This is a genomic window from Bartonella capreoli, from assembly GCF_902813205.1.
Classification (GTDB): Bacteria; Pseudomonadota; Alphaproteobacteria; order Rhizobiales; family Rhizobiaceae; genus Bartonella; species Bartonella schoenbuchensis.
In genome coordinates this window covers 135,763-157,352 of the sequence record NZ_CADDZX010000001.1, presented here as the reverse complement: position 1 = coordinate 157,352, position 21,590 = coordinate 135,763, and the positions used below count along the sequence as shown (strand labels likewise).

General features: G+C 37.9%; 20 protein-coding genes. 15 read left to right on the top strand and 5 right to left on the bottom strand.

The window, feature by feature from the left end; genetic code table 11:
- The first annotated feature begins 71 nt into the window (after positions 1-71).
- The 4 genes from dnaJ to lepA all read left to right on the top strand — a co-directional run bounded on the left by dnaJ (position 72) and on the right by lepA (position 6,331).
- Entirely contained in the window at positions 72-1,202 is a 1,131-nt protein-coding gene (gene dnaJ, locus J7R05_RS00650) for a molecular chaperone DnaJ (protein WP_208540977.1), read from the top strand.
- A 1,206-nt stretch (positions 1,203-2,408) separates the two neighbouring features.
- Entirely contained in the window at positions 2,409-3,314 is a 906-nt protein-coding gene (gene argB / locus J7R05_RS00645) for an acetylglutamate kinase (RefSeq protein WP_208540757.1), read from the top strand.
- Between the two features lie 35 nt (positions 3,315-3,349).
- Positions 3,350-4,264: a DMT family transporter gene (locus J7R05_RS00640; protein ID WP_208540756.1), complete on the top strand. Its 915-nt coding sequence runs from the start codon at positions 3,350-3,352 to the stop codon at positions 4,262-4,264.
- Positions 4,265-4,525: 261 nt separating this feature from the next.
- Positions 4,526-6,331 (top strand): translation elongation factor 4, encoded by a 1,806-nt coding sequence (gene lepA, locus J7R05_RS00635; protein ID WP_010703225.1) that lies wholly within the window; start codon positions 4,526-4,528, stop codon positions 6,329-6,331.
- Positions 6,332-6,411: 80 nt separating this feature from the next.
- On the opposite strand, the gene dapD is transcribed toward lepA, so the two are convergent.
- The gene (dapD, locus tag J7R05_RS00630) at positions 6,412-7,260 is read right to left on the bottom strand and encodes a 2,3,4,5-tetrahydropyridine-2,6-dicarboxylate N-succinyltransferase (RefSeq protein ID WP_208540755.1); all 849 of its coding nucleotides are present in this window, start codon (positions 7,258-7,260) and stop codon (positions 6,412-6,414) included.
- 109 nt (positions 7,261-7,369) lie between these two features.
- Here dapD and J7R05_RS00625 point away from each other — a divergent pair, with 109 nt between their 5' ends.
- Complete coding sequence (locus J7R05_RS00625; protein ID WP_208540976.1) at positions 7,370-8,233, top strand: LOG family protein; 864 nt, start codon at positions 7,370-7,372, stop codon at positions 8,231-8,233.
- A 27-nt stretch (positions 8,234-8,260) separates the two neighbouring features.
- Here J7R05_RS00625 and truA read toward each other — a convergent pair whose 3' ends face one another.
- The 3 genes from truA to def are packed head-to-tail and all read right to left on the bottom strand — an operon-like array spanning position 8,261 to position 10,465.
- Positions 8,261-9,004, bottom strand: a complete 744-nt coding sequence (gene truA / locus J7R05_RS00620) for a tRNA pseudouridine(38-40) synthase TruA (RefSeq protein WP_208540754.1) — start codon at positions 9,002-9,004, stop codon at positions 8,261-8,263.
- Position 9,005: 1 nt separating this feature from the next.
- Positions 9,006-9,935 carry a methionyl-tRNA formyltransferase gene (gene fmt / locus J7R05_RS00615; RefSeq protein ID WP_208540753.1) on the bottom strand — a complete coding sequence of 310 codons (930 nt, stop codon included), beginning with the start codon at positions 9,933-9,935 and terminating at the stop codon, positions 9,006-9,008.
- On the bottom strand, positions 9,935-10,465 hold the full coding sequence (gene def / locus J7R05_RS00610; RefSeq protein ID WP_208540752.1) for a peptide deformylase: 531 nt from the start codon (positions 10,463-10,465) through the stop codon (positions 9,935-9,937). The genes fmt and def overlap by 1 nt, the downstream gene beginning before the upstream one ends.
- Positions 10,466-10,554: 89 nt before the next feature.
- Between def and J7R05_RS00605 the strand changes: the two genes are divergently transcribed.
- Both J7R05_RS00605 and J7R05_RS00600 read left to right on the top strand, forming a co-directional pair.
- Complete coding sequence (locus tag J7R05_RS00605) at positions 10,555-11,718, top strand: DNA recombination protein RmuC (protein WP_208540751.1); 1,164 nt, start codon at positions 10,555-10,557, stop codon at positions 11,716-11,718.
- A gap of 111 nt (positions 11,719-11,829) precedes the next feature.
- Positions 11,830-12,417 carry a transglycosylase SLT domain-containing protein gene (locus J7R05_RS00600; protein ID WP_208540975.1) on the top strand — a complete coding sequence of 196 codons (588 nt, stop codon included), beginning with the start codon at positions 11,830-11,832 and terminating at the stop codon, positions 12,415-12,417.
- Positions 12,418-12,745: 328 nt separating this feature from the next.
- Here J7R05_RS00600 and J7R05_RS00595 read toward each other — a convergent pair whose 3' ends face one another.
- Positions 12,746-12,997: a BQ00720 family protein gene (locus J7R05_RS00595; protein ID WP_007476185.1), complete on the bottom strand. Its 252-nt coding sequence runs from the start codon at positions 12,995-12,997 to the stop codon at positions 12,746-12,748.
- 544 nt (positions 12,998-13,541) lie between these two features.
- Between J7R05_RS00595 and nth the strand changes: the two genes are divergently transcribed.
- From nth to J7R05_RS00555, 8 genes are all read left to right on the top strand, one after another.
- Complete coding sequence (nth, locus tag J7R05_RS00590) at positions 13,542-14,282, top strand: endonuclease III (protein WP_208540750.1); 741 nt, start codon at positions 13,542-13,544, stop codon at positions 14,280-14,282.
- Between the two features lie 136 nt (positions 14,283-14,418).
- Complete coding sequence (gene rpmI / locus J7R05_RS00585; RefSeq protein ID WP_010700643.1) at positions 14,419-14,622, top strand: 50S ribosomal protein L35; 204 nt, start codon at positions 14,419-14,421, stop codon at positions 14,620-14,622.
- A gap of 33 nt (positions 14,623-14,655) precedes the next feature.
- On the top strand, positions 14,656-15,057 hold the full coding sequence (gene rplT / locus J7R05_RS00580; RefSeq protein WP_208540749.1) for a 50S ribosomal protein L20: 402 nt from the start codon (positions 14,656-14,658) through the stop codon (positions 15,055-15,057).
- 92 nt (positions 15,058-15,149) lie between these two features.
- Positions 15,150-16,235 (top strand): phenylalanine--tRNA ligase subunit alpha, encoded by a 1,086-nt coding sequence (gene pheS, locus J7R05_RS00575; protein WP_208540748.1) that lies wholly within the window; start codon positions 15,150-15,152, stop codon positions 16,233-16,235.
- A gap of 31 nt (positions 16,236-16,266) precedes the next feature.
- The gene (gene pheT / locus J7R05_RS00570) at positions 16,267-18,681 is read left to right on the top strand and encodes a phenylalanine--tRNA ligase subunit beta (protein WP_208540747.1); all 2,415 of its coding nucleotides are present in this window, start codon (positions 16,267-16,269) and stop codon (positions 18,679-18,681) included.
- A gap of 317 nt (positions 18,682-18,998) precedes the next feature.
- Positions 18,999-19,907, top strand: coding sequence for a metal ABC transporter substrate-binding protein (locus tag J7R05_RS00565; RefSeq protein ID WP_208540746.1), 909 nt, complete (start codon positions 18,999-19,001; stop codon positions 19,905-19,907).
- The gene (locus J7R05_RS00560; RefSeq protein ID WP_208540745.1) at positions 19,904-20,734 is read left to right on the top strand and encodes a manganese/iron ABC transporter ATP-binding protein; all 831 of its coding nucleotides are present in this window, start codon (positions 19,904-19,906) and stop codon (positions 20,732-20,734) included. The genes J7R05_RS00565 and J7R05_RS00560 overlap by 4 nt, the downstream gene beginning before the upstream one ends.
- Positions 20,731-21,585 carry a metal ABC transporter permease gene (locus J7R05_RS00555; protein ID WP_281388186.1) on the top strand — a complete coding sequence of 285 codons (855 nt, stop codon included), beginning with the start codon at positions 20,731-20,733 and terminating at the stop codon, positions 21,583-21,585. The genes J7R05_RS00560 and J7R05_RS00555 overlap by 4 nt, the downstream gene beginning before the upstream one ends.
- The last annotated feature ends 5 nt before the right edge of the window (positions 21,586-21,590 follow it).

The following is a 21,590-nucleotide window of genomic DNA, read 5'->3' as shown; positions in this document are numbered from 1 at the left end:
TGCTTAAAGAATGTAGATTAAAACAAATATTATCTTGAGATGGATGACGGAAAATTTATCAGGAATACATGATGAAAGTTGATTATTACGAAATTCTCGGCGTAACGCGTGGATGTGATGATAAAAAGCTGAAATCTGCTTTTCGTAAGCTGGCAATGCAATATCATCCTGATCGTAATCCAGGGGATAAAGAAGCAGAACAAAAATTCAAAGAAATTGGTGAAGCCTATGAAGTTCTGAAAGATCCTCAAAAGCGGGCTGCTTATGATCGATTTGGTCATGCCGCTTTTGAAAATGGTGGTCGTGAAGGGGCTAGTCCGTTTGGTGGTGGATTTGCTGATATTTTTGAAGATTTCTTTGGTGAAATCATGGGCGGTGGACATCGTAAACGGAGTGATGTCCGTGAACGTGGTGCAGACCTAAGTTATAATATGGAGGTGACATTAGAAGAAGCATTTGCAGGTAAAACGGCGCAAATTAATATTCCCAGTTCCATTATGTGTGATGTTTGCGAGGGATCGGGTGCAAAAAAAGGCTCCAAGCCACAAACTTGTGGCACTTGTTATGGGGCTGGGCGTGTGCGTGCTGCGCAAGGCTTTTTTTCTATTGAACGAACATGTCCACTTTGTCATGGCCGTGGTGAAATTATCACAGACCCATGTTCAAAATGCCATGGTACAAGACGGGTGGAAGCGAACCGTTCGTTGCGTGTCAATATTCCAGCGGGTATTGAAGATGGTACTCGTGTTCGTCTTTCTGGCGAAGGTGATGCTGGAACTCGTGGAGGTCCTGCGGGTGATCTTTATATTTTTCTTTCCATTAAACCGCATGAATTTTTTCAACGAGATGGGGCAGATCTTCATTGTCGTGTGCCTATTTCAATGATTACGGCTGCGTTAGGGGGAGAGTTTGAGGTTTCTGATCTTAATGGTGTCAAAGCCCGAGTGAAGGTTCCAGAAGGTACACAAAATGGGCATCAATTCCGCCTTAAAGGTAAAGGAATGCCTATGTTACGCCAACAAACAAGGGGTGATCTTTATATACATATCACTATTGAAACACCGCAAAAATTGACGCAAAAACAACGTGAATTATTGCAAGAATTTGATAAGCTTTCCAACCATGAAAATTCACCGCAATCACACGGTTTTTTTTCACGTATGAAAGAGTTTTTTGAAAATATTGCTGGTCAAAATTCATAAAATAAACATAAGCAGGGAACGACAAAAAATACACACGAATGTTTTTGCAATAAATCTGTCTACATATTCTTAAATCAGGTAACCTAACAGGTTTTTCTTTAAGTATAATCTCTAAAATACCTATAGAGGATGGTTTTAGAAAATATAAGAATAGTCAATCCTCTGCCTGAGGTTAAGGACGATAAACATAGCTTCATTAAGATTTATGTATAAAATACTTTTCATTGGATGCAATCAGAGTATCATTAACTATAGATTTCATGCATCTGTTCTTCAGTTTTTTGTAGTTTCTACAGTATGAAGAGGTTGTGAATTGATTGCACAAATTTCAATATATTCAATGTTTTTTGTCATATGTTTTGTAAAATATAATAGAAAAACTCAAATCACATTTGATTTTTGTGTTTGAAAGAAATTTTTGTTTTACAGCTTTAGTTTTACAGCAATGATAGTTGAGTAATGAATTAGTGTTTAAATTTCAGTAGCTTGTAAAGCTATGGATTGTGAGAGAAAATAACGAATAAGTTTCAATATTGCACAATGATGATAATTAATTTTATTGGAAACTTATTAAGGTGCATCATAATTTGACAGTTAATTCTTCAAAAAGGATAGAGTGGATTGGGCCAATATGGTACAGATTATGATAAAAGTAAAACCCTTAAAAGATGGGCATAGAGACCAAAATACAATCGCCTTTATGAATGTTTAACTTTTATGCAGAAATTGCTAAGGTTTGGATTCCATTAAACAATGTTTAATTAGTGATGATAATACATTTATGTATTAGAGATTATTACACTTACCAAGTTGTTCCATTTACTAAAGGTATGGCAATTAATTGCATTATAGAAAAATATATTTTCTCCATAAAACCATTGATTTTTTACAACCTATTTTGTTAAAGCGTTATTGTGTAGTTTAATCAGTAATTATATAGCATTTCCCAAAGGGTTTTCTATATTATCTTAGCACTTTTGATAAAGTAAGATTATAAAGTGGTAATATTTTTTGTTCCTCTTTTTTAAACACTCCAGTGTCAATAATTGCTTAAGATGCATTTATCTAGTTTCGTTTGTTTTAAACGCAATTTTGGAAAAAATCAGATGATTTTTAAGGAGTTGAATAAAAAATGTATTTCAAATCTGTTTTCATTTTCCCTAAATTTTATAAAAGAGGGCAAAAAATGATGAGGAGACTCTTTTAATGGGTGATATTGCAAATACTGCCGCAGATATTTTCGAAAAACAGGCAGCGTTTTTGTCATCTGCTTTGCCTTACATGCAAAAATATGAAAATAAAACGGTTGTTGTAAAATATGGCGGACATGCTATGGGTGATCCTGCTTTGGGGCAGGCATTTGCACGTGATATTGCTCTTTTGAAACAATCAGGCATTAATCCTGTTGTAGTTCACGGGGGTGGCCCTCAGATCGCTGAAATTTTGAGGAAAATGGGTATCGAATCGCGATTTGAAAATGGTTTACGCGTAACTGATGAAAAAATCGTTGAAGTAGTTGAGATGGTGTTAGCAGGCTCCATCAATAAGGAAATTGTAGCTCTTATCAATGCTGAAGGAGAGTGGGCAATTGGTCTTTGTGGCAAAGATGGCAATATGGTTTTTGCTGAAAAAGCTTATAAGACTATAATTGATCCTGAGTCACACATTGAACGTGTTTTAGATTTAGGATTTGTTGGTGAACCTGTTGAAATTGACCGAACATTGCTGGATCTGTTAGCACGTTCTGAAATGATTCCGGTACTTGCTCCGGTTGCTCCAGGCCGCGATGGTAAAACCTATAATATTAATGCTGATATTTTTGCTGGAGCAATTGCTGGTTCTTTAAAAGCTAAACGCCTTTTATTTCTAACTGATGTTCCTGGTGTGTTGGATAAAAAGGGTAAAATTTTAAAAGAATTGACAATTTCTGAGGCTAAGCACCTTATCAAAGATGGAACAATTTCGGATGGTATGATTCCAAAAGTAGAAACTTGTATTGAGGCTATTCAAAATGGCGTGGAAGGTGTAGTTATTTTAAATGGTAAAACACCTCATTCTGTTTTGCTTGAATTATTTACCGAACATGGGGTTGGGACGCTTATCGTTTCATAAAATGTATCGGAATCAATTTAGGGATGGAACCTTTCATGGCTGAGATGCAACAATTGAGGCGTTTTTTATTCAGTAAGCAAGAATTGGCATTATTTGCTGCGACAATACTTTGGGGTATTACATTTTTAATTATTCATATTGCAGTACAATATAGTGGACCACTTTTTTTTGTAGGGTTTCGTTTCATTGTTGCAGCATTCATATCTGGAATGATTTTTTGGCGCTCTATGAAAAGCGTAACTTTTTATGAGATTTTTGCTGGTATGAGCATCGGTTTGGGAATGTTTTTTGGTTATACTTTGCAAACAGCAGGACTTCAGACTATTATCAGTAGTCAGTCAGCATTTATCACTGCACTTTATGTGCCGATGGTTCCAATATTACAATGGATTTTGTTTAAAAAGCCACCCCATTTTGCCAGTTGGATTGGTATTATTTTTGCTTTTGTCGGGCTTGTGTTGGTTTCGGGACAAGGATTTAAAAGTGTTGATTTTTCAAAAGGTGAAATTCTTACTTTGCTTGGAGCTTTAGCGATTGCTGGAGAAATTATTCTTATTGGGCTTTTTGCAAATAAGGTTGATAGTCGGCGTATAACGGTTATACAATTATTTTTTGGTGGTGTTTTTTCATTTCTCTGTATGCCTTTAATGGGAGAAAATATTCCTGAATTTTCATGGGTTTGGCTAAATGTAGGTTTAAGTTTGGCTTTGATGAGTACGGTGATCCAATTGACTATGAATTGGGCACAAAAATCTGTTTCACCTACCCGCGCAACACTCATTTATGCAGGTGAACCTGTTTGGGCTGGTATTGTTGGGCGTTTGGCTGGTGAGCGTTTGTCTGCTTCAGCTTTATTGGGTGGTTTATTTATTCTAATTGGGATTGTAATAGCTGAATTACAGCCTGCGCAATGGCGTAAAAAAGGCGTAGTGAATAAAAAAATCAATTAACTTTTTCTTCTTAACAATTTTTATGACGGTTTTGCTTGAGAGAGCTAGGTTATTGAAAATGCTTAGAGTCTATAGTTGAAAAAACCAAAATAGAGAATTTCATATTGAGTGATTCTCATTATGATTGAAGCAAATAAAAATTTAATCTTTGTTTAAGTTAATGGGGTTTTACGAACAATCTTTACCTCTATTCTTTTAAGGTTTTCAAGAGTATATAATTGGTCTTTGCGTTTTGTGCTATTCTTTGCTAAATCGCCTTGTATGACAATAGATCGCAATTATATCCGTAATTTTTCCATTGTGGCACACATCGATCATGGAAAGTCAACTTTGGCTGACCGCTTGATTCAAATGACAGGTGGTCTTGAAACACGAGAGATGAAAGATCAAGTGCTCGATTCTATGGATATTGAGCGCGAACGTGGGATTACTATTAAAGCGCAAACAGTGCGTTTGCACTATAAAGCAAAGAATGGTGATACATATATCTTAAATCTTATCGATACACCTGGGCATGTTGATTTTGCTTATGAAGTATCGCGTTCATTGGCGGCTTGTGAGGGTTCATTATTGGTAGTGGATGCAAGTCAGGGGGTGGAAGCACAAACATTAGCAAATGTTTATCAGGCCATTGATAATAATCATGAATTGGTTGTTGTGCTCAATAAGGTGGATCTTCCAGCTGCAGAGCCTGAACGAATTAAAGAGCAAATTGAAGATGTGATCGGTATCGATGCATCTGGAGCGTTGGAAATATCGGCAAAAACAGGTTTAGGTGTTGTGGATGTTTTAGAAGCAATTGTTATGCACCTACCTCCTCCCCACGTTGGTGATGTTACAAAACCACTAAAGGCAATGCTAGTTGATAGTTGGTATGATGTTTATCTTGGTGTTGTTGTTTTGGTGCGGGTAATTGATGGTGTGTTAAAAAAAGGTCAAACCATTCGTATGATGGGCACAGGAGCAAAATATCCCGTTGAACGAGTTGGAGTGTTTACTCCAAAAATGATACAGGTTGATGAATTAGGGCCAGGAGAGATCGGTTTTATAACTGCTTCTATTAAAGAAGTTGCTGATACGCGCGTTGGGGATACTATTACTGAGGAACGCCGCCCTTGTGAAGATATGTTGCCTGGTTTTAAACCTGCTCAGCCGGTTGTCTTTTGTGGCCTTTTTCCAATTGATGCAGCTCATTTTGAAGATTTACGTGCAGCTATGGGGAAATTGCGCTTAAATGACGCGAGCTTTTCTTTTGAAATGGAAACATCGGCTGCTTTGGGTTTTGGTTTTCGTTGTGGCTTTTTAGGGCTGCTTCATCTTGAAATTATTCAAGAACGATTAGAGCGCGAATTTAATTTAGATTTAATTGCAACAGCACCTTCTGTTGTTTATCGCATGCATATGACTAATGGTTCTGTTGAGGAATTGCACAATCCAGCTGATATGCCTGATAGTGTTAAAATTGTTTCCATTGAAGAGCCATGGATTCGCGCAACAATTATGACACCTGATAATTATCTTGGAGCGATTTTGGAACTTTGCCAAGAACGGCGTGGGGTACAAGTTGGTTTATCATATGTTGGGACGCGTGCCATAGTAACGTATGATTTACCTCTAAATGAGGTAGTTTTCGATTTTTATGATCGGTTAAAGTCAATTTCAAAGGGATATGCTTCTTTTGATTACCAGATGATTGATTATTCTGAAGGTGATTTGGTTAAAATGTCTATTTTAGTCAATGGAGAACCTATTGACGCATTGTCAATGCTTGTACACCGCACTATAGCAGAAAAGCGTGGGCGTTCTATGTGCGAAAAGCTTAAAGATCTTATTCCTCAACATATGTTTCAGATTCCAATTCAAGCAGCAATTGGTGGTAAAATTATTGCACGTGAAACAATTCGTGCTTTACGCAAAGATGTGACAGCTAAATGTTATGGTGGTGACATTACCCGTAAACGCAAATTGTTAGAAAAACAAAAAGAAGGCAAAAAACGCATGCGTCAGTTTGGGAAGGTAGAAATTCCACAGTCAGCCTTTATTCAAGCACTTAAAATGAATAAATAATTTAAAAAGGAAAGTGTTTGCCTTTTTTGATTATTTTGTTTGATATAATGCTTGTCGAGAAAGATCTTTAAACAATACTTTTAGTCGCGTAGGAGATCATTAATAGACGTTTTTTTTCGTGTTTTTTGATCGACTCGTTTGACAATGACAGCACAATAAAGATTGGGGCCTATTTCACCGTTGGGTAGTGGTTTTCCAGGAAGAGAGCCTGGAACAACAACTGAATAGGCTGGTACTTCACCTATAAAAATTTCACCTGTTGTACGGTCAATAATTTTTGTAGATTTTCCAATAAAAACTCCCATACCTAAAACAGCGCCTTCACGAATAATGCAACCTTCAACTATTTCAGAACGTGCACCGATAAAACAATGATCTTCAATAATTGTTGGACCTGCTTGTAGTGGTTCTAAAACACCTCCAATGCCGACACCACCAGAAAGATGAACATGCTTACCAATTTGAGCACAGGAACCAACAGTGGTCCATGTATCAATCATTGTTCCTTCGCCTATATAGGCACCAAGGTTAACAAAAGATGGCATTAAGATGACATTGGGTGCAATATAAGCAGAATGGCGTACAATCGCTCCAGGAACTGAGCGGAAATTGGCTTGTTTAAAATCAGCTTCTTGCCATCCAGAAAATTTTAAAGGTATTTTATCCCACCAACACGATCCATTTGTTTCACCAGAAATGATGCGCATAGGATTGAGTTTAAACGATAGAAGAATAGCTTTTTTTAACCATTGATGAATATGCCATTGACCATCTTCTTGGCGTTTTGCTACGCGGACTTCACCTTTGTCTAGAAGATTTAATGCGTGTTCAACGCTGTCACGAATTTCACCTTTTGTAGAGGTATTAATAGAATCGATATTGTTAAATGCTTTTTCAATAATCGTTTCAAGTTGTGTAAGATTGGTCATTGCCAAAGTTCCATTAAGCAAGTTGAAAGCATAAAGATTTATTATTTATGGCCTACGTGAAGAAATGTGTGTAGTCAATAAAAGGGTTTTAAAAGAGTGTAACAGGTATATAAAAGAAGGCTATAAAAGAATGGTAAAAAAAGAAGAAAAAAATAATACGCTATCTTCCTATGCAAAAGAGGTTAGGCAACAAGTGGATACAATATCTGATACACCACAGATGCGTTCACTTACTTACCGTATAGCTTATATGGATCAGGAATTTATGATGCGTCCTGAATTGCGTTCACAGCGTCTTGGTCTTGAGTTTTTAAAACCAGAAATGGTTTTTCAGGAATGTGGCATTCAATCAACTGTTGTTTTATTTGGTGGGGCACGTATTCCTGAGCCTGGGCAAGAAGCGTGGGCAGCAAAAAATCAACAACAAAAGAATAATTTGCAAAATATGTCTCATTATTATGATGAGGCAAGAGAGTTTGCGCGTTTGTGCTCGCGCTATTCTGCTACCACAAAATATCGCGAATTCATAATTGCAACGGGGGGAGGACCTGGGGTAATGGAAGCAGGAAATCGTGGAGCTGATGATGTTGGTGCACCGACGGTTGGTTTGAATGTTTCTTTGCCTCATGAACAATGGCCTAATACTTATGTAACACCGCATTTGTGTTTTAATTTTCATTATTTAACAATACGAAAAATGCATTTTTTAATACGGGCGAAAGCATTGGCTATTTTTCCTGGGGGATTTGGCACTTTGGATGAGCTGTTTGAGGCATTAACTTTAATGCAAACAGGTCGTATGAAAAAGATTCCTATTTTAATATTTGGGAAGGAATTTTGGAACAATGTTATCAATTTTGATTATTTGTCCACTCAAGGCATGATTTCTCCTTCTGATGTTGATCTTTTCACGTTCGTCAATACAGCAGAACAAGCTTTTGAAGTAATTCGTTCTTTTTATAAGTTGGGTTGATAGCTTAAGAAGACGTTTTTAAAATAGTTAATAGTCAATTTTCATCAAATAAAGACCTGAAGGAGGTGCGACCATGCCACAGCGTGCACGATCCTTGGCATTAAGCGCTGCTTCAAGATCTTGAGCTGTCCATTGTCCAGTACCAACTTTCACAAGACTTCCTACAAATGAACGGATTTGATGGTGAAGAAAAGAGCGAGCCTGTGCATATAGAAAAATTTCTTCTCCTTTTCTGTACACATCTAAGCGTTCAAGGGTGCGGATAGGGCTTTTAGCCTGGCAGTGGGCTGAGCGGAAAGTAGTAAAATCATGCTGTCCTACAAGCTTTTGAGCTGCTTCATGCATAGCATCTGCATTAAGATGTTTTGGCAGCCACCATACACGTTTGACATTTAGAGCTGGTGGTGAACGACGATTGAGAATTTTAAAGAGATAATAGCGTTTAGTTGCGCAAAATCGTGCATGAAAACTATCTGGGACATTTTGTACATTTAAAACAGCAATATTTTCACCTTGTTGCTGCAAATGAGCATTGAGTGCATTATGTACAGTATTAGCATGCCAGTTTTTCGTAAAATCAACATGCGCAACTTGTTCTATAGCATGGACACCAGCATCGGTTCTACCAGCTGTAACGATGGTCAATTTTTCGCCGCTAAAGTTAAAAATAGCTTGTTCAATGGCACCTTGTATAGTGCGCAGCCCCGCTTGACGTTGCCAACCAGCATAATTTGAACCATCATATTCAAGAGTAAGTTTAAAACGTACCATATCAAAAAACTGCAGAAATATTGGTTCCCCGCAAAAATGTTGGACTATCAAGAATTTTACCGCCAGATCGTTGGAGGTGAGTTATTTCTATTTGTCCTTTTCCGCAATGGATAATCAAATTTTTTGCTTCTATTCGACCAATTTCAAGTGAGACACCTTCTCTTACGCGACTTCCAAGAATTTTTACCCGTTCTTGTTTTCCACCAATATCCATAATGCACCAGCAACCAGGAAAGGGGGAGAGAGCGCAGATACATTTGTGGATGGATTGTGCAGATTGCGTCCAATCAATTCGGGTTTCTTCTTTTTTAATTTTGGCAGCATAGGTTACCCCTTCCAAGGGTTGTGGGGTAAGTTTGAGTTGGTTTCTTTCAAGAGTTGATAGAGCTTCTACTATGAGCTTTGCTCCTATATGTGAAAGCTTGTTTGAAAGTTCATGAGCTGTCATATTATCGGTGATAGTGATTGAACGGGATAAAGCAATAGGCCCTGTATCTAGCCCTTCATCCATTTTCATAATCATGATTCCAGTTTCTTGGTCACCAGCCATAATCGCGCGTTGAATAGGGGCTGCACCACGCCAGCGCGGTAATAATGAGGCATGAACATTTAAACAACCAAAGCGTGGTGTTTCGAGAATAGCTTTTGGCAAAAGTAATCCATAAGCTGCAACAACAGCAACATCAATAGATAATGCTGCAAATCGATCTTGTTCTTCAGGTGTTTTGAGACTTTGAGGGGTAAAAACGGGGATGGATTTTGCTTGTGCAGCATTTTGGACAGGAGAAGGAACCAATTTAAGACCACGCCGTCCCGCCGGACGGGGAGGTTGGCTGTAGACTGCTACAATATCATGACCAGCATCTAATAAGGCATGAAAAATGGGCACAGAAAAATCAGGTGTTCCCATAAAACCTAATCGTAATACCATTAAATAATTGCTTTCTGTGTGTTTTTTTCTTTTGCGCGTTTTTTTAATTTTCGAATTACCATATCGCGCTTGATTTTTGAAATGTGATCAATAAAAAGGCAGCCATTCAAATGGTCGATTTCATGTTGCAGACAAGTAGCCAAAAGATCATCTGCTTCAATTTCTGTTTGTTTTCCTTCACGATCGCTATAACGAACACGAAGACGTTTAGGACGTTCAACTTGTGCATAATATTCAGGAATAGAAAGACAACCCTCTTTGTAAATATTGCGTTCATCTGATAGCCATAAAATTTCCGGATTGATCACAACAAGCGGATTTTTAGGGGTATTGTTTTCAGCAATATCTATAACCAGCATACGTAATGGCACACCAACTTGAATAGCAGCAAGACCGATGCCTTGAGCGTGATACATGGTTTCCAACATATCGTCGGCTAGCTTTTGAATGGCTAGATCGATATGTTCGACAGGTTTTGAAACTTCACGTAGAATCGGGTCAGGTAGAGTAACTAAAGATTTCATTAGCATGGAAATAAATTAATCAATGGTTTATGACTGGTCAATATTGAATAAGAGATTCGCGCACTTTTTCGTAATAAAATCGCTATATTACTATTATGTTTGATTCGTTTTTTTCTTTGATACTCTTAAATGAGCGCTTTTATGGATTTATAGTTTTATTTTTAGCTGGTTTTGTGCTGATGATAATTATACGCAGTAACCGGAAAAAGACTATTGAAGCGACTACACACGCGCATGAAATGCAGATGCAGATGGCTGCATTTTTAAAAACCCAAGCAGAAATGCAAGGGCGCATGCAGACAATGGCAGAAATTTTTGGTCAAAGACAGGCTGAATTAAATCAGTCTATTCGCGAACAACTCAATGGGATGACAACTAATTTAGGTCAAACTCTCCAAGTGCAGACCAAATCTACTTATGAAAATTTGACTCGTTTGCAAGAACGTTTAGCGGTCATTGATGCAGCACAAAATAATATTCAATCGCTTACTGGGCAGATTATTCAACTGCAGGCTATTTTAAACAACAAGCAAACACGCGGCATCTTTGGCCAAGGACGGATGGAAGCTATTATTTCTGACGCTTTACCAGCTAATACTTATGTTTTTCAAGCGGTTCTTTCAAATGGAAAACAACCAGATTGCCTTATTCATATGCCAAATAAAGCACCAGCCCTTGTTGTGGATGCTAAATTTCCTCTAGAAGCTTGGAATGCTATGCGCAAAGCATCATCTTCTGAAGAACGAAAAAGAGCTGAACGCCAATTTCGCACTGATATGGATGTTCATATTCGTGATATTGCGCAAAAATATTTAATTCCCGGAGAAACACATGATACAGCTTTTCTCTTTGTGCCATCAGAATCAATTTTTGCAACAATCTATGAAGATTTTGAATCATTAGTACAAAAAGCCAATCGTGCGCATGTGATTATTGTCTCGCCATCTTTGTTGATGTTATCTGTTCAAGTTGTACAAACCATTATGAAAGATGCAAAGATACGTGAACAAGCGCATTTGGTTCAATCAGAGGTAGCAAAATTAATGGAAGACTTTGGACGGATGGATATGCGTGTTCGTGCTTTACAGAAACATTTTTACAAAACAGGCGAGGATATTGAGGCAATTTTAACATCGTCTTCTAAAATCATGAGACGTGCTAGCCGCATTGAGGCTTTTGAATTAAAAGAAAATGATTTTGTGTCAAAGCCAATAACAGCGCATATTCAGTCACAAACATTACATTTGAGTGATGAGTAGTAAAATAGAGTTACCCAAATAAATAGAGGATCATTTTATCTTTTATTAATTTGGTAAGAATTTGGGAGTATTTATATCACGTTTTATCTTTTTATAAGGGAACACAAGGTGATGCGGCGCCTTTTATTATTGGGGACATTTGTATTTTTTTTAGGCAGTTGCGCAACAAAGCCTCCCACATATACAAATAATGCTTGTGCTATTTTAGCTCAAAAGAATGGCTTTTTTGATAATTGGAAAAAAGCTTCTAGAAATGCCGAAATGCGTCATGGAATTCCTGCATCTATTATTCTTGCAACGATTAATACAGAATCGGGCTTTCGTCATAATGCACGTCCTAAACGTAAAAAACTTCTTGGTTTTATTCCGTGGAAGCGTCGTTCAACGGCTTACGGTTATGCTCAAGCGCTTGATAATACGTGGGCAGTCTATATCCGCTCTACAGGAAGATCTTCTGCACGACGAACTAATTTTGCTGATTCTGCTGATTTTGTTGCTTGGTATCATCGTCAAAGTGTTAGACGCAATGGTGTTAACCCCAATGATGCATATAATCTTTATTTAAATTATTATATGGGGCATGATGCTTATGCTCGCAATAGAGGCCGTTCTACTCCAGCGATTACAGAAGCTGCACAACGTATGGATAAAATGGCAAGACGTTATAATCAGCAATTAAGAATGTGTGGATGGCGCTAGAAAGATTGTGCAAATAGCCGAATCAAAAAGTCATTCAATATCTTGTGAAAATTCACGTTTATTGTGAGTGATATACGAGAAAATGATTGATTATTTCTATTTCTTTAGGTCAGGTTTTATTCTGATTAGTTGAAACTTTTTAAGTTTTAAAGCTCATATTAGTCGGGGAAGTGCAGTTATATCTTCAACAATAATTATCACAAAATAGGCTCATTTTTAAAAAAGCTAATTTTCTGCGATAGCTTTTATGACAAGAATTAAGACTGTAAAATAGCTACAACACTTAAGTTCATAGATTAGATGATTTCATAATTTTTCTTAAAATAATTTAGTGCAATGTGACAATTTGTAACTCATGTTCATTGGCACCTGCAAGAGCGATAGAGCGCTCATCGGATAAAATAATTGGGTGGCCCGTTTCACCAAAGAGAGCCCATACTGTAATTCCTGGAGTCATTGGCGGAAGATCTGGAAAATTTTTAGCTAGATCGTCTGTACAAACTTTTTTTAAATAAGCAATTTGTCCTTCATTAGAAGATGCTGTGTCTTGTAATGACAAGATTTGTTTATGCTCACTCATTTCATTGGTCCTTTATGCATTGACTTTTGTTACTTTCGCTGCTGACTTAAATTAGATCTATTGCATTTAATAAATAAAGAATAATTGATAAAAGATTATTTTTCAACTTAGTACTCATGCTATACATATCTTTAGTGAGAAGAAAAGCGTATTGGAACTTATGCAAAGTTATACCATGATAGAAATATTAATGGTTTTAACTGTTTGCTCATTGTGAATAGCCAGTTGATTCTCTTCTAGAGGAAGCTTAAGCATATTAAATTTTGTGCGATAACAGCTAGAGTTTACACGTATAGCTCTCCTCATTATTTTTATGAAAAATACGCACTATTTATAATTAGCGTAAGCTTTATTAGTTATATTAATATATTGTGACGTTTTATTCCTTTTTCAAATTTAAAAAGAAAAGAATAAAATATGTGTCATTGTAATAGTTACTCTTTAAAGTGATTAATTGACAAATCTTTAAAAAGCATTTTTCATATTTCTTTTATGAGGGCCAAGTATGAGCAATAACTTCCAAAGAAAATGAGAAAGAAGGTTGATGGCTGAAAAGACAAGGCAATTGAGAAAAATGCAAAAAGTCGTCGGAACATTATATAGAAAAGGTGAAATTGTAGAAATTTTTCGCCGTTTTTCTATTCAACGCCCTACTCCCAAAAGCGATCTTGTGTATACGAATGCTTTTACTCTTTTGGTTGCGGTTATTCTTTCAGCTCAGGCTACAGATGTTGGTGTTAATAAGGTTACACAAGAGTTATTTCCCCTTGCAGATAGACCGGAAAAAATGGTTGCGTTGGGAGAAGATGGGATCGCATCTTATATCCGAACCATTGGTCTTTGGCGTGCAAAGGCCCGAAATATTTATGCACTTTGTTGCCTTTTAATTGATCAATACAATGGCCAAGTGCCTGATAGTCGCGAAGCACTTATGGCGCTACCTGGTGTAGGGCGCAAAACGGCTAATGTTGTTTTGAATGTTGCTTTTGGTCAACCTACTCTAGCTGTAGATACGCATATTTTGCGCCTTGGAAACCGCCTTGGTTTAGCACCAGGTAAAACACCAGAGGTGGTTGAGGAGAAGTTAGTGAAAATTATACCAGCTTGTTATATGCATTATGCTCATCATTGGCTTATTTTACATGGGCGTTACATTTGCAAGGCGCGTAAAGCACTTTGTACACAGTGCATCATTGCTGATCTTTGCAAAGCAGCAATCAAAACAAATGCCATTCCAGCACCCTTGGTTGAAGTTAAAGGGAATGGAGCTCCTGTTTTTTTTTAATACGGCCTTGCTATTTTATGTATACTGGCTTATGAAAACATGGTTGGAACCGCCCGGCAGGGCATGCCGTGGCTGTTCAAATGGCTTATTCAAGTTTTGATCAATTTGATCAAATTTAAACATATGGAGTAGCAAAATGCCCAAAATGAAGACCAAATCATCTGCTAAGAAACGGTTCAAGATTACTGCACTAGGTCGGGTGAAAGCAGCAGCAGCAGGCAAACGTCACGGTATGATTAAACGTTCAAATAAGTTCATTCGTGATGCACGTGGAACAATGATTCTAGCTGAATCAGATGCTAAAAAAATCACTCAGTATTATTTACCCAATGGCCTTTAAGCCTTGCACTTTTGATTCATAGGAGATTGTCATATGGCACGTGTAAAAAGAGGTGTTACAGCTCACGCTAAACACAAAAAAATTCTTAAAGAAGCTGAAGGTTTTCGTGGTCGGCGTAAAAATACCATTCGTGCAGCTAAAGCAGCGGTTGATCGTTCAAAGCAATATGCTTATCGTGATCGTAAAAACCGCAAGCGTACTTTCCGCTCTTTGTGGATTCAGCGGATCAATGCAGCTGTTCGTGTAGAAGGTTTAACTTATGGGCGTTTTATTGACGGACTGTCAAAGGCCGGTATTGAGATTGATCGTAAGGTTCTGTCTGATATAGCTATTTATGAGCCCACAGCATTTACTGCTTTAGTGGTTTCTGCAAAGAAGGCTTTAGAATATTTAAAAGACACAACGCCTAATGCTTTTGAAGGTGCTGTCAAGTAAGCCAGTTTGCGTTTTCTTAAAGCATTTATTTATTCAAGATTCCGCTCTGGTTATTACTGGTGCGGTTTTTTTAATGTAAAATAGGCAGAAATATGAATGATATTGAACGTCTAGAACAAGAAATTTGTTCAGCTTTAGAAGCAGCCAATGATGAACAGGCACTTGAAGCGGTACGTATTGCGGCATTGGGCAAAAAAGGTAGCATTTCTGAAAGATTAAAAGCATTAGGAAAGATGAATCCCGATGAGCGCCATAAAGTCGGACCGATACTTAATGGATTAAAAAATCGTATTTTAGAATTGTGGGCGCAAAAGCGCGATGTTCTCAAACGTCATGCAACAGCTCTACGTCTCTCTAAGGAAACAATTGATGTAACTTTGCCTGTTCGTTCTTCGCCTATAGAGCGTGGTCGTATCCATCCTATTTCGCAAGTGATTGATGAAATCATAGCTATTTATGCGAATATGGGTTTTTCTATTGCGCAGGGGCCAGATATTGAAACGGATTATTATAATTTTACTGCATTGAATTTTCCTGAAGATCATCCAGCGCGTGAAATGCACGATACCTTCTTTTTTGATGAGGATGAAGCGGGGAATCGAAAATTGTTGCGCACGCACACATCACCAGTACAAATTCGTGTAATGGAAAAGCAACAAACACCGATACGCATCATTATTCCTGGAAAAACTTACCGTATGGATTCTGATGCAACGCATTCACCGATGTTTCATCAGGTAGAAGGGTTGGTGGTTGATAAAACTTCCACTATTGCACATATGATGTGGCTTCATGAAACTTTTTGTAAGGCTTTTTTCGAAGTATCTTCGGTAAAGATGCGTTTTCGTCCATCTTTTTTTCCTTTTACTGAGCCATCTATGGAAGTAGACATTCAATGTAATCGTTCCGGTTCAGAAGTGAGGTTTGGAGAAGGTCGTGATTGGTTGGAGATTTTAGGGTGTGGTATGGTGCATCCTCATGTGTTAAAGAATGCTGGTTTTGATCCGGATGAATATCAAGGATTTGCGTGGGGTATGGGGATTGATCGTATGGCTATGTTAAAATATGGCATGCCTGATTTGCGGGCTTTTTTTGAAACTGATCTACGTTGGTTGAATCATTATGGTTTTCGTTGCTTTGATGTGCCTGCCCTTTTTACTGGCTTGAGCAATGTATAATTTTGTCGTGGTTTTCATGTGAGGTTTTAAGATGAAATTTACATTGTCTTGGTTGAAGGATCACTTAGAAACAGATGCATCTTTAGATGAAATTTGTAATAAATTGACAGCTATTGGTCTTGAGGTTGATCATGTTGAAGATTATGCTTCTTTAGCAGGTTTTGTGAATGCAAAGGTTTTAACAGCTGTAAAACATCCTGATGCGGATAAATTACAAATTTTGTCAGTAGATACAGGGTCCAGTACACCTGTGCAGGTTGTGTGTGGGGCATCAAATGCACGTGCTGGGCTTGTTAGTGTTCTTGCATTGCCAGGCACCTATGTGCCGGGGCTTGATGTGACATTATCTGTGGGGAAAATCCGCGGTGTTGATAGTTTTGGTATGATGTGTTCATCAGCAGAACTTAAATTATTAGATGAGCATGATGGGATTATTGAATTGCCAGAGGATGCTCCTCTTGGAGTGCCATATGCAGATTATGCAGGTTTGAATGATCCTGTAATTGATGTTGGGCTGACGCCTAATCGTTCTGATTGCACAGGTGTTTATGGGATTGCTCGTGATTTAGCTGCAGCTGGAATTGGGCGATTGAAAGAATTATCGATACCGCAGTTTGAGACCTCTTTTGAAACATCAGTTCAAGTCACTTTGGATTTTTTTCAAAGTACATCACTATGTTTAGGCTTTTCTTGGCGTGAAGTACGCAATGTGCAAAATAGTGCATCACCACAATGGATGCAACGACGTTTGAATGCAATCGGTTTGAGACCGATTAATGCGCTGGTTGATATAACAAACTATATAAGTTTTGATCTTGGTCGTCCACTTCATGTTTTTGATGCCGATAAAGTTAAAGGGGCTTTAAGAGTACGTTGTGGTTGTGAAGGTGAACAGCTGCAAGCTCTGAATGGTAAAACCTATAACTTAAGTACCAAGGATTGTGTCATTGCAGATGAAGAAGGGGTTGTTGCTATTGCTGGCATTATGGGTGGTGTCAGGACAAGTTGTGATGAAATGACACGTCGTGTCATTATTGAATCAGCTCTTTGGGATTCACGCAGCATTGCACAGACCGGTCGCACATTAGGCCTTATTAGTGATGCGCGTTATCGGTTTGAACGGGGTGTTGATCCTGCTTTTATGGAATCGGGGCTTGAGATTGCCACACAGTTGGTGCTGAATCTTTGTGGTGGTGAGGTATCAAAAGCGCAAGTTGTTGGCTACCAGAAGCCAGAAGTTAAACAGATCAGCTTTCCATTTTCTGAAATTAAACGTTTGACTAATTTAGAAATAGAACGCGGAAAAGCCATTGCTATTTTAAAACAGCTTGGATTTGGCATTAAAGGAGAAGGAGATGTGGTTACGGTCGAAGTGCCAACATGGCGCTTTGATGTTGTGGGTAAAGCTGATTTAGTAGAAGAAGTGATACGAATTTATGGGCTGGATAAAATTGAACCTATACCATTGAAAGATTTTACTGGGGGAAATAATAAAATTTTAACGTTCTCGCAAATTGTCTCACGTGTTGCTCGCCGGGCTTTAGCGTGTAGAGGCATGGTGGAAGCTGTATCTTGGTCATTTATTTCTGAAAATCAGGCACTGACTTTTGGAGGAGGTCAAGCGCAGCTTAAATTGGTAAATCCTATTGCAACTGATATGTCAGTGATGCGCCCTTCTCTTTTGCCTGGTTTGCTTATTGTTGCACAGAGAAATGTTGATCGTGGTTTTCCAGATTTTGCTTTGTTTGAAGTTTCAAGTATTTATAAGGGCGATGCACCTGATGAACAACAGTGTGTTGCTGGTGGTATTCGTCGTGGTACAGAAAAATTTGAAGGGTCTGGGCGTTTTTGGAGCGGAAATGTAAAAACAGTTGATGTTTTTGATGCCAAAGCAGATGCATTGGCTATTTTGGAGGCGTGTGGTGTAGATATTAGCAAAGTACAAATTGGAACTGAAACACCTGATTGGTATCATCCTGGTCGTTCAGGTGTCATTAAGCTTGGACCGAAGATTATTCTTGGTTTCTTTGGTGTTTTTCATCCTGATACATTAGAAAAATTAGATGTTAGTGGTCCTTTATGCGGTTTTGAAGTTTTTCTTGACCAAATTCCGGAACCAAAGAAAAAGGCAACAAAAATTCGTTCTCCTTTAAAGTTGTTACCTTTTCAAATGGTACGACGCGATTTTGCATTTGTGGTTGACAAAGCAATAGCATCTTCTTTAATTGTTAATGCTGCACGTGGGGCAGATAAAAAACTTATTCATTCAGTACAGATTTTTGATCTTTTTGAAGATCCAAGTCTTGGTGAGGATAAAAAGTCTGTGGCGATTGAAGTTGCTATTCAACCTATTGAACGAACCTTAACAGATGAAGATCTTGAAGAACTTGCTTTGAAAGTCGTGGAAAATGTTACTAAAGCCACAGGTGCATGTTTGCGTTGCTGAGTTTTATGTTTTTCACAGTTGGTTACTATTCTTTTGTATGAATTATTTTATACATAAGAGCCTTTTGGGTATTTTTTTGTTGAGTACTAGAGTGGCAAATATGGGCCTTAAATTAAAGGGCCAGGGAATTTTTCGAAATTGATTTTCAATATCAGTAGACTATTAATTGAAATTATAAACAGTTTTCGGTGTAAAAAAATTTTTTAAATAACTGAAAATAACAGAAAAAAACCGTTATTTTGGATAATTTCTCGTTGCAAAGGTAAAAATTAACTGCTAATTGATAATGCAAATCATTTGCAATAGGAAGTAGATCGATGAAAGTAAAAACGTTTTTTACTACATTTTTTTTAGGTTTAATCTTTTTAATTCCTAACTTAGCTTTGAGCGCTAACAAATTTAAAGCTGTTACAACGTTCACTATTATTGCTGATATGGCACGTAATGTAGCAGGTGATGTTGCTGATGTTGAATCCATTACTAAACCAGGTGCTGAAATTCACGAATATCAGCCCACACCGCGCGATCTTATGCGTGCGCAAGGCGCCAATCTTATATTGTGGAATGGGTTAGAATTAGAGCTTTGGTTTGAAAAATTTTTTCAAAATATTAAAGATGTTCCAAGTGTTGTTGTTTCACAAGGTGTTGTACCCATCGCAATTGGCGAGGGGCCTTTTAGCGGTAAACCGAATCCTCACGCGTGGATGTCACCGACTTTGGCTTTAATTTACATTGATAATATTCGTGATGCCTTTGTAAAGTATGATCCTGAGCATGCTAACATTTATAAAGAAAATGCTGAAATCTATAAGCAGAAGATTCGTTTAAGTCTTGATCCAATCAAAGCTGAATTGGAAGCATTGCCAGAAGATAAGCGTTGGCTTGTGACCAGTGAAGGTGCGTTTAGTTATTTGGCTCGTGATTTTGGTCTAAAAGAGCTTTATTTATGGCCAATAAATGCTGATCAACAGGGAACACCACAGCAAGTTAAGCATGTTATTGATATGGTTCGCAAGTACCATATTCAAGTCATTTTTTCTGAAAGCACCATTTCTGATGCACCTGCAAAACAAGTTGCAAGAGAAACAGGTGCTCGATATGGCGGTGTTCTTTATGTTGACTCACTCAGTGAAAAAAGCGGGGAGGTTCCGACCTATATTGATTTGTTACGTGTTACGAGCGCGCGTATTGCCCATGGGTTATCTTATGGGGTGAAAGGTCAATGATTGAATCTGGAATATCTGTTCAAGATGTAACGGTGGTTTATCGCAATGGGCATATGGCTTTGCGTGAAGTAAGTTTTGAAAATCCAATTGGTTCGATTGCAGCATTGGTCGGGGTTAATGGATCAGGAAAGTCAACGTTATTTAAAGCCATTATGGGGTTTGTGCAGCCTTCAAAGGGAAAAATTCGCATTTTAGGTTTGCCGGTTAAGAAGGCTTTAAAACAAAATCTTATTGCTTATGTACCTCAGAGTGAAGATGTTGATTGGGATTTTCCTGTTCTTGTTGAAGATGTTGTATTGATGGGGCGGTACGGCCATATGAATTTTTTTCGCTATGCGCGTGCGCAAGATCGCGAGGCTGTTCGTTCTGCTTTAGAGCGTGTTGATATGTTGGCGTTTGCTAAACGCCAAATTGGGGAACTTTCTGGTGGACAGAAAAAACGTGTCTTTCTAGCGCGTGCTTTAGCACAGGAGGCAAAAGCTATTTTGTTAGATGAACCATTTACGGGAGTTGATATTAAAACGGAAGATAAAATTATTGCTTTATTGCAAGATCTGCGTAAAGAAGGTGCGATAATATTAGTTTCTACCCACAATTTAAGTTCTGTTTTTGAATTTTGTGATCGTACAATTTTAATAAAAGGAACTGTTTTAGCTTCTGGATTGACACAAATGGTTTTCACGCAGAAAAATCTTGAACGAACTTTTGATGGTACGTTACACCGCCATAATATTGATTTCCAAGGTGGAAAAAAAAATAATATTTTTGCAGATGGTGAAGAGCCTTTATTTTTTGACTACGATCAAGAGCGGAAGCACGTTTCATGATGTCTTGGTTACTTGAGCCATTCAACTATCAATATATGGTCAATGCAATGTGGGTTTCGGGGTTGGTTGGGTGTGTTTGTGCGTTTCTTTCGGCTTTTCTAATGTTAAAGGGCTGGTCGTTAATTGGTGATGCACTTTCTCATTCGATTGTGCCTGGGGTTGCTGGGGCTTATCTTTTAGGATTGCCTTTTTCGCTTGGGGCTTTTTTCTCTGGTGGGGCTGCTGCTGCTGCGATGTTATTTCTTAACCATCGAACAAAACTGAAAGAAGATACGATTATTGGTTTAACTTTTTCTTCCTTTTTTGCTCTTGGATTGTTTCTCAAGTCATTAAAACCAATGGCTGTTAACATTGATACGATTGTTCTTGGAAATGTTTTGGCAATTAGTTCATCAGATATTATGCAGTTAGTTTGTATTAGTGTTTTCTCTTTGTTGATATTATGTGCGAAGTGGAAAGATTTATTAGTTTCTTTATTTGATGAAAGTCATGCACGTGCTCTTGGATTGAATGTAAAGCTATTGAAAATTCTCTTCTTTACGCTGCTTGCCGCTTGCACTGTTGCTGCCATGCAAACAGTAGGAGCTTTTTTGGTTATTTGTCTTGTGGTAACACCAGGGGCTACGGCTTATCTTTTAAGTGATCGCTTTGTGAACCTTTTGATAATTGCAGTAGTGATTGGAACATTTACGAGTGTATTGGGTGTTTATGTAAGTTATTTTTTAAATGCGCATACCGGTGGTGTTGTTGTGCTTTTCCAGGCGTTTCTGTTTATTATAACTTTTATTTTTTCTCCAAAATACGGTTTTCTCGCTGCCCGTTTGCGCGTGAGAATGGCAAAAAAAATGTGATAACA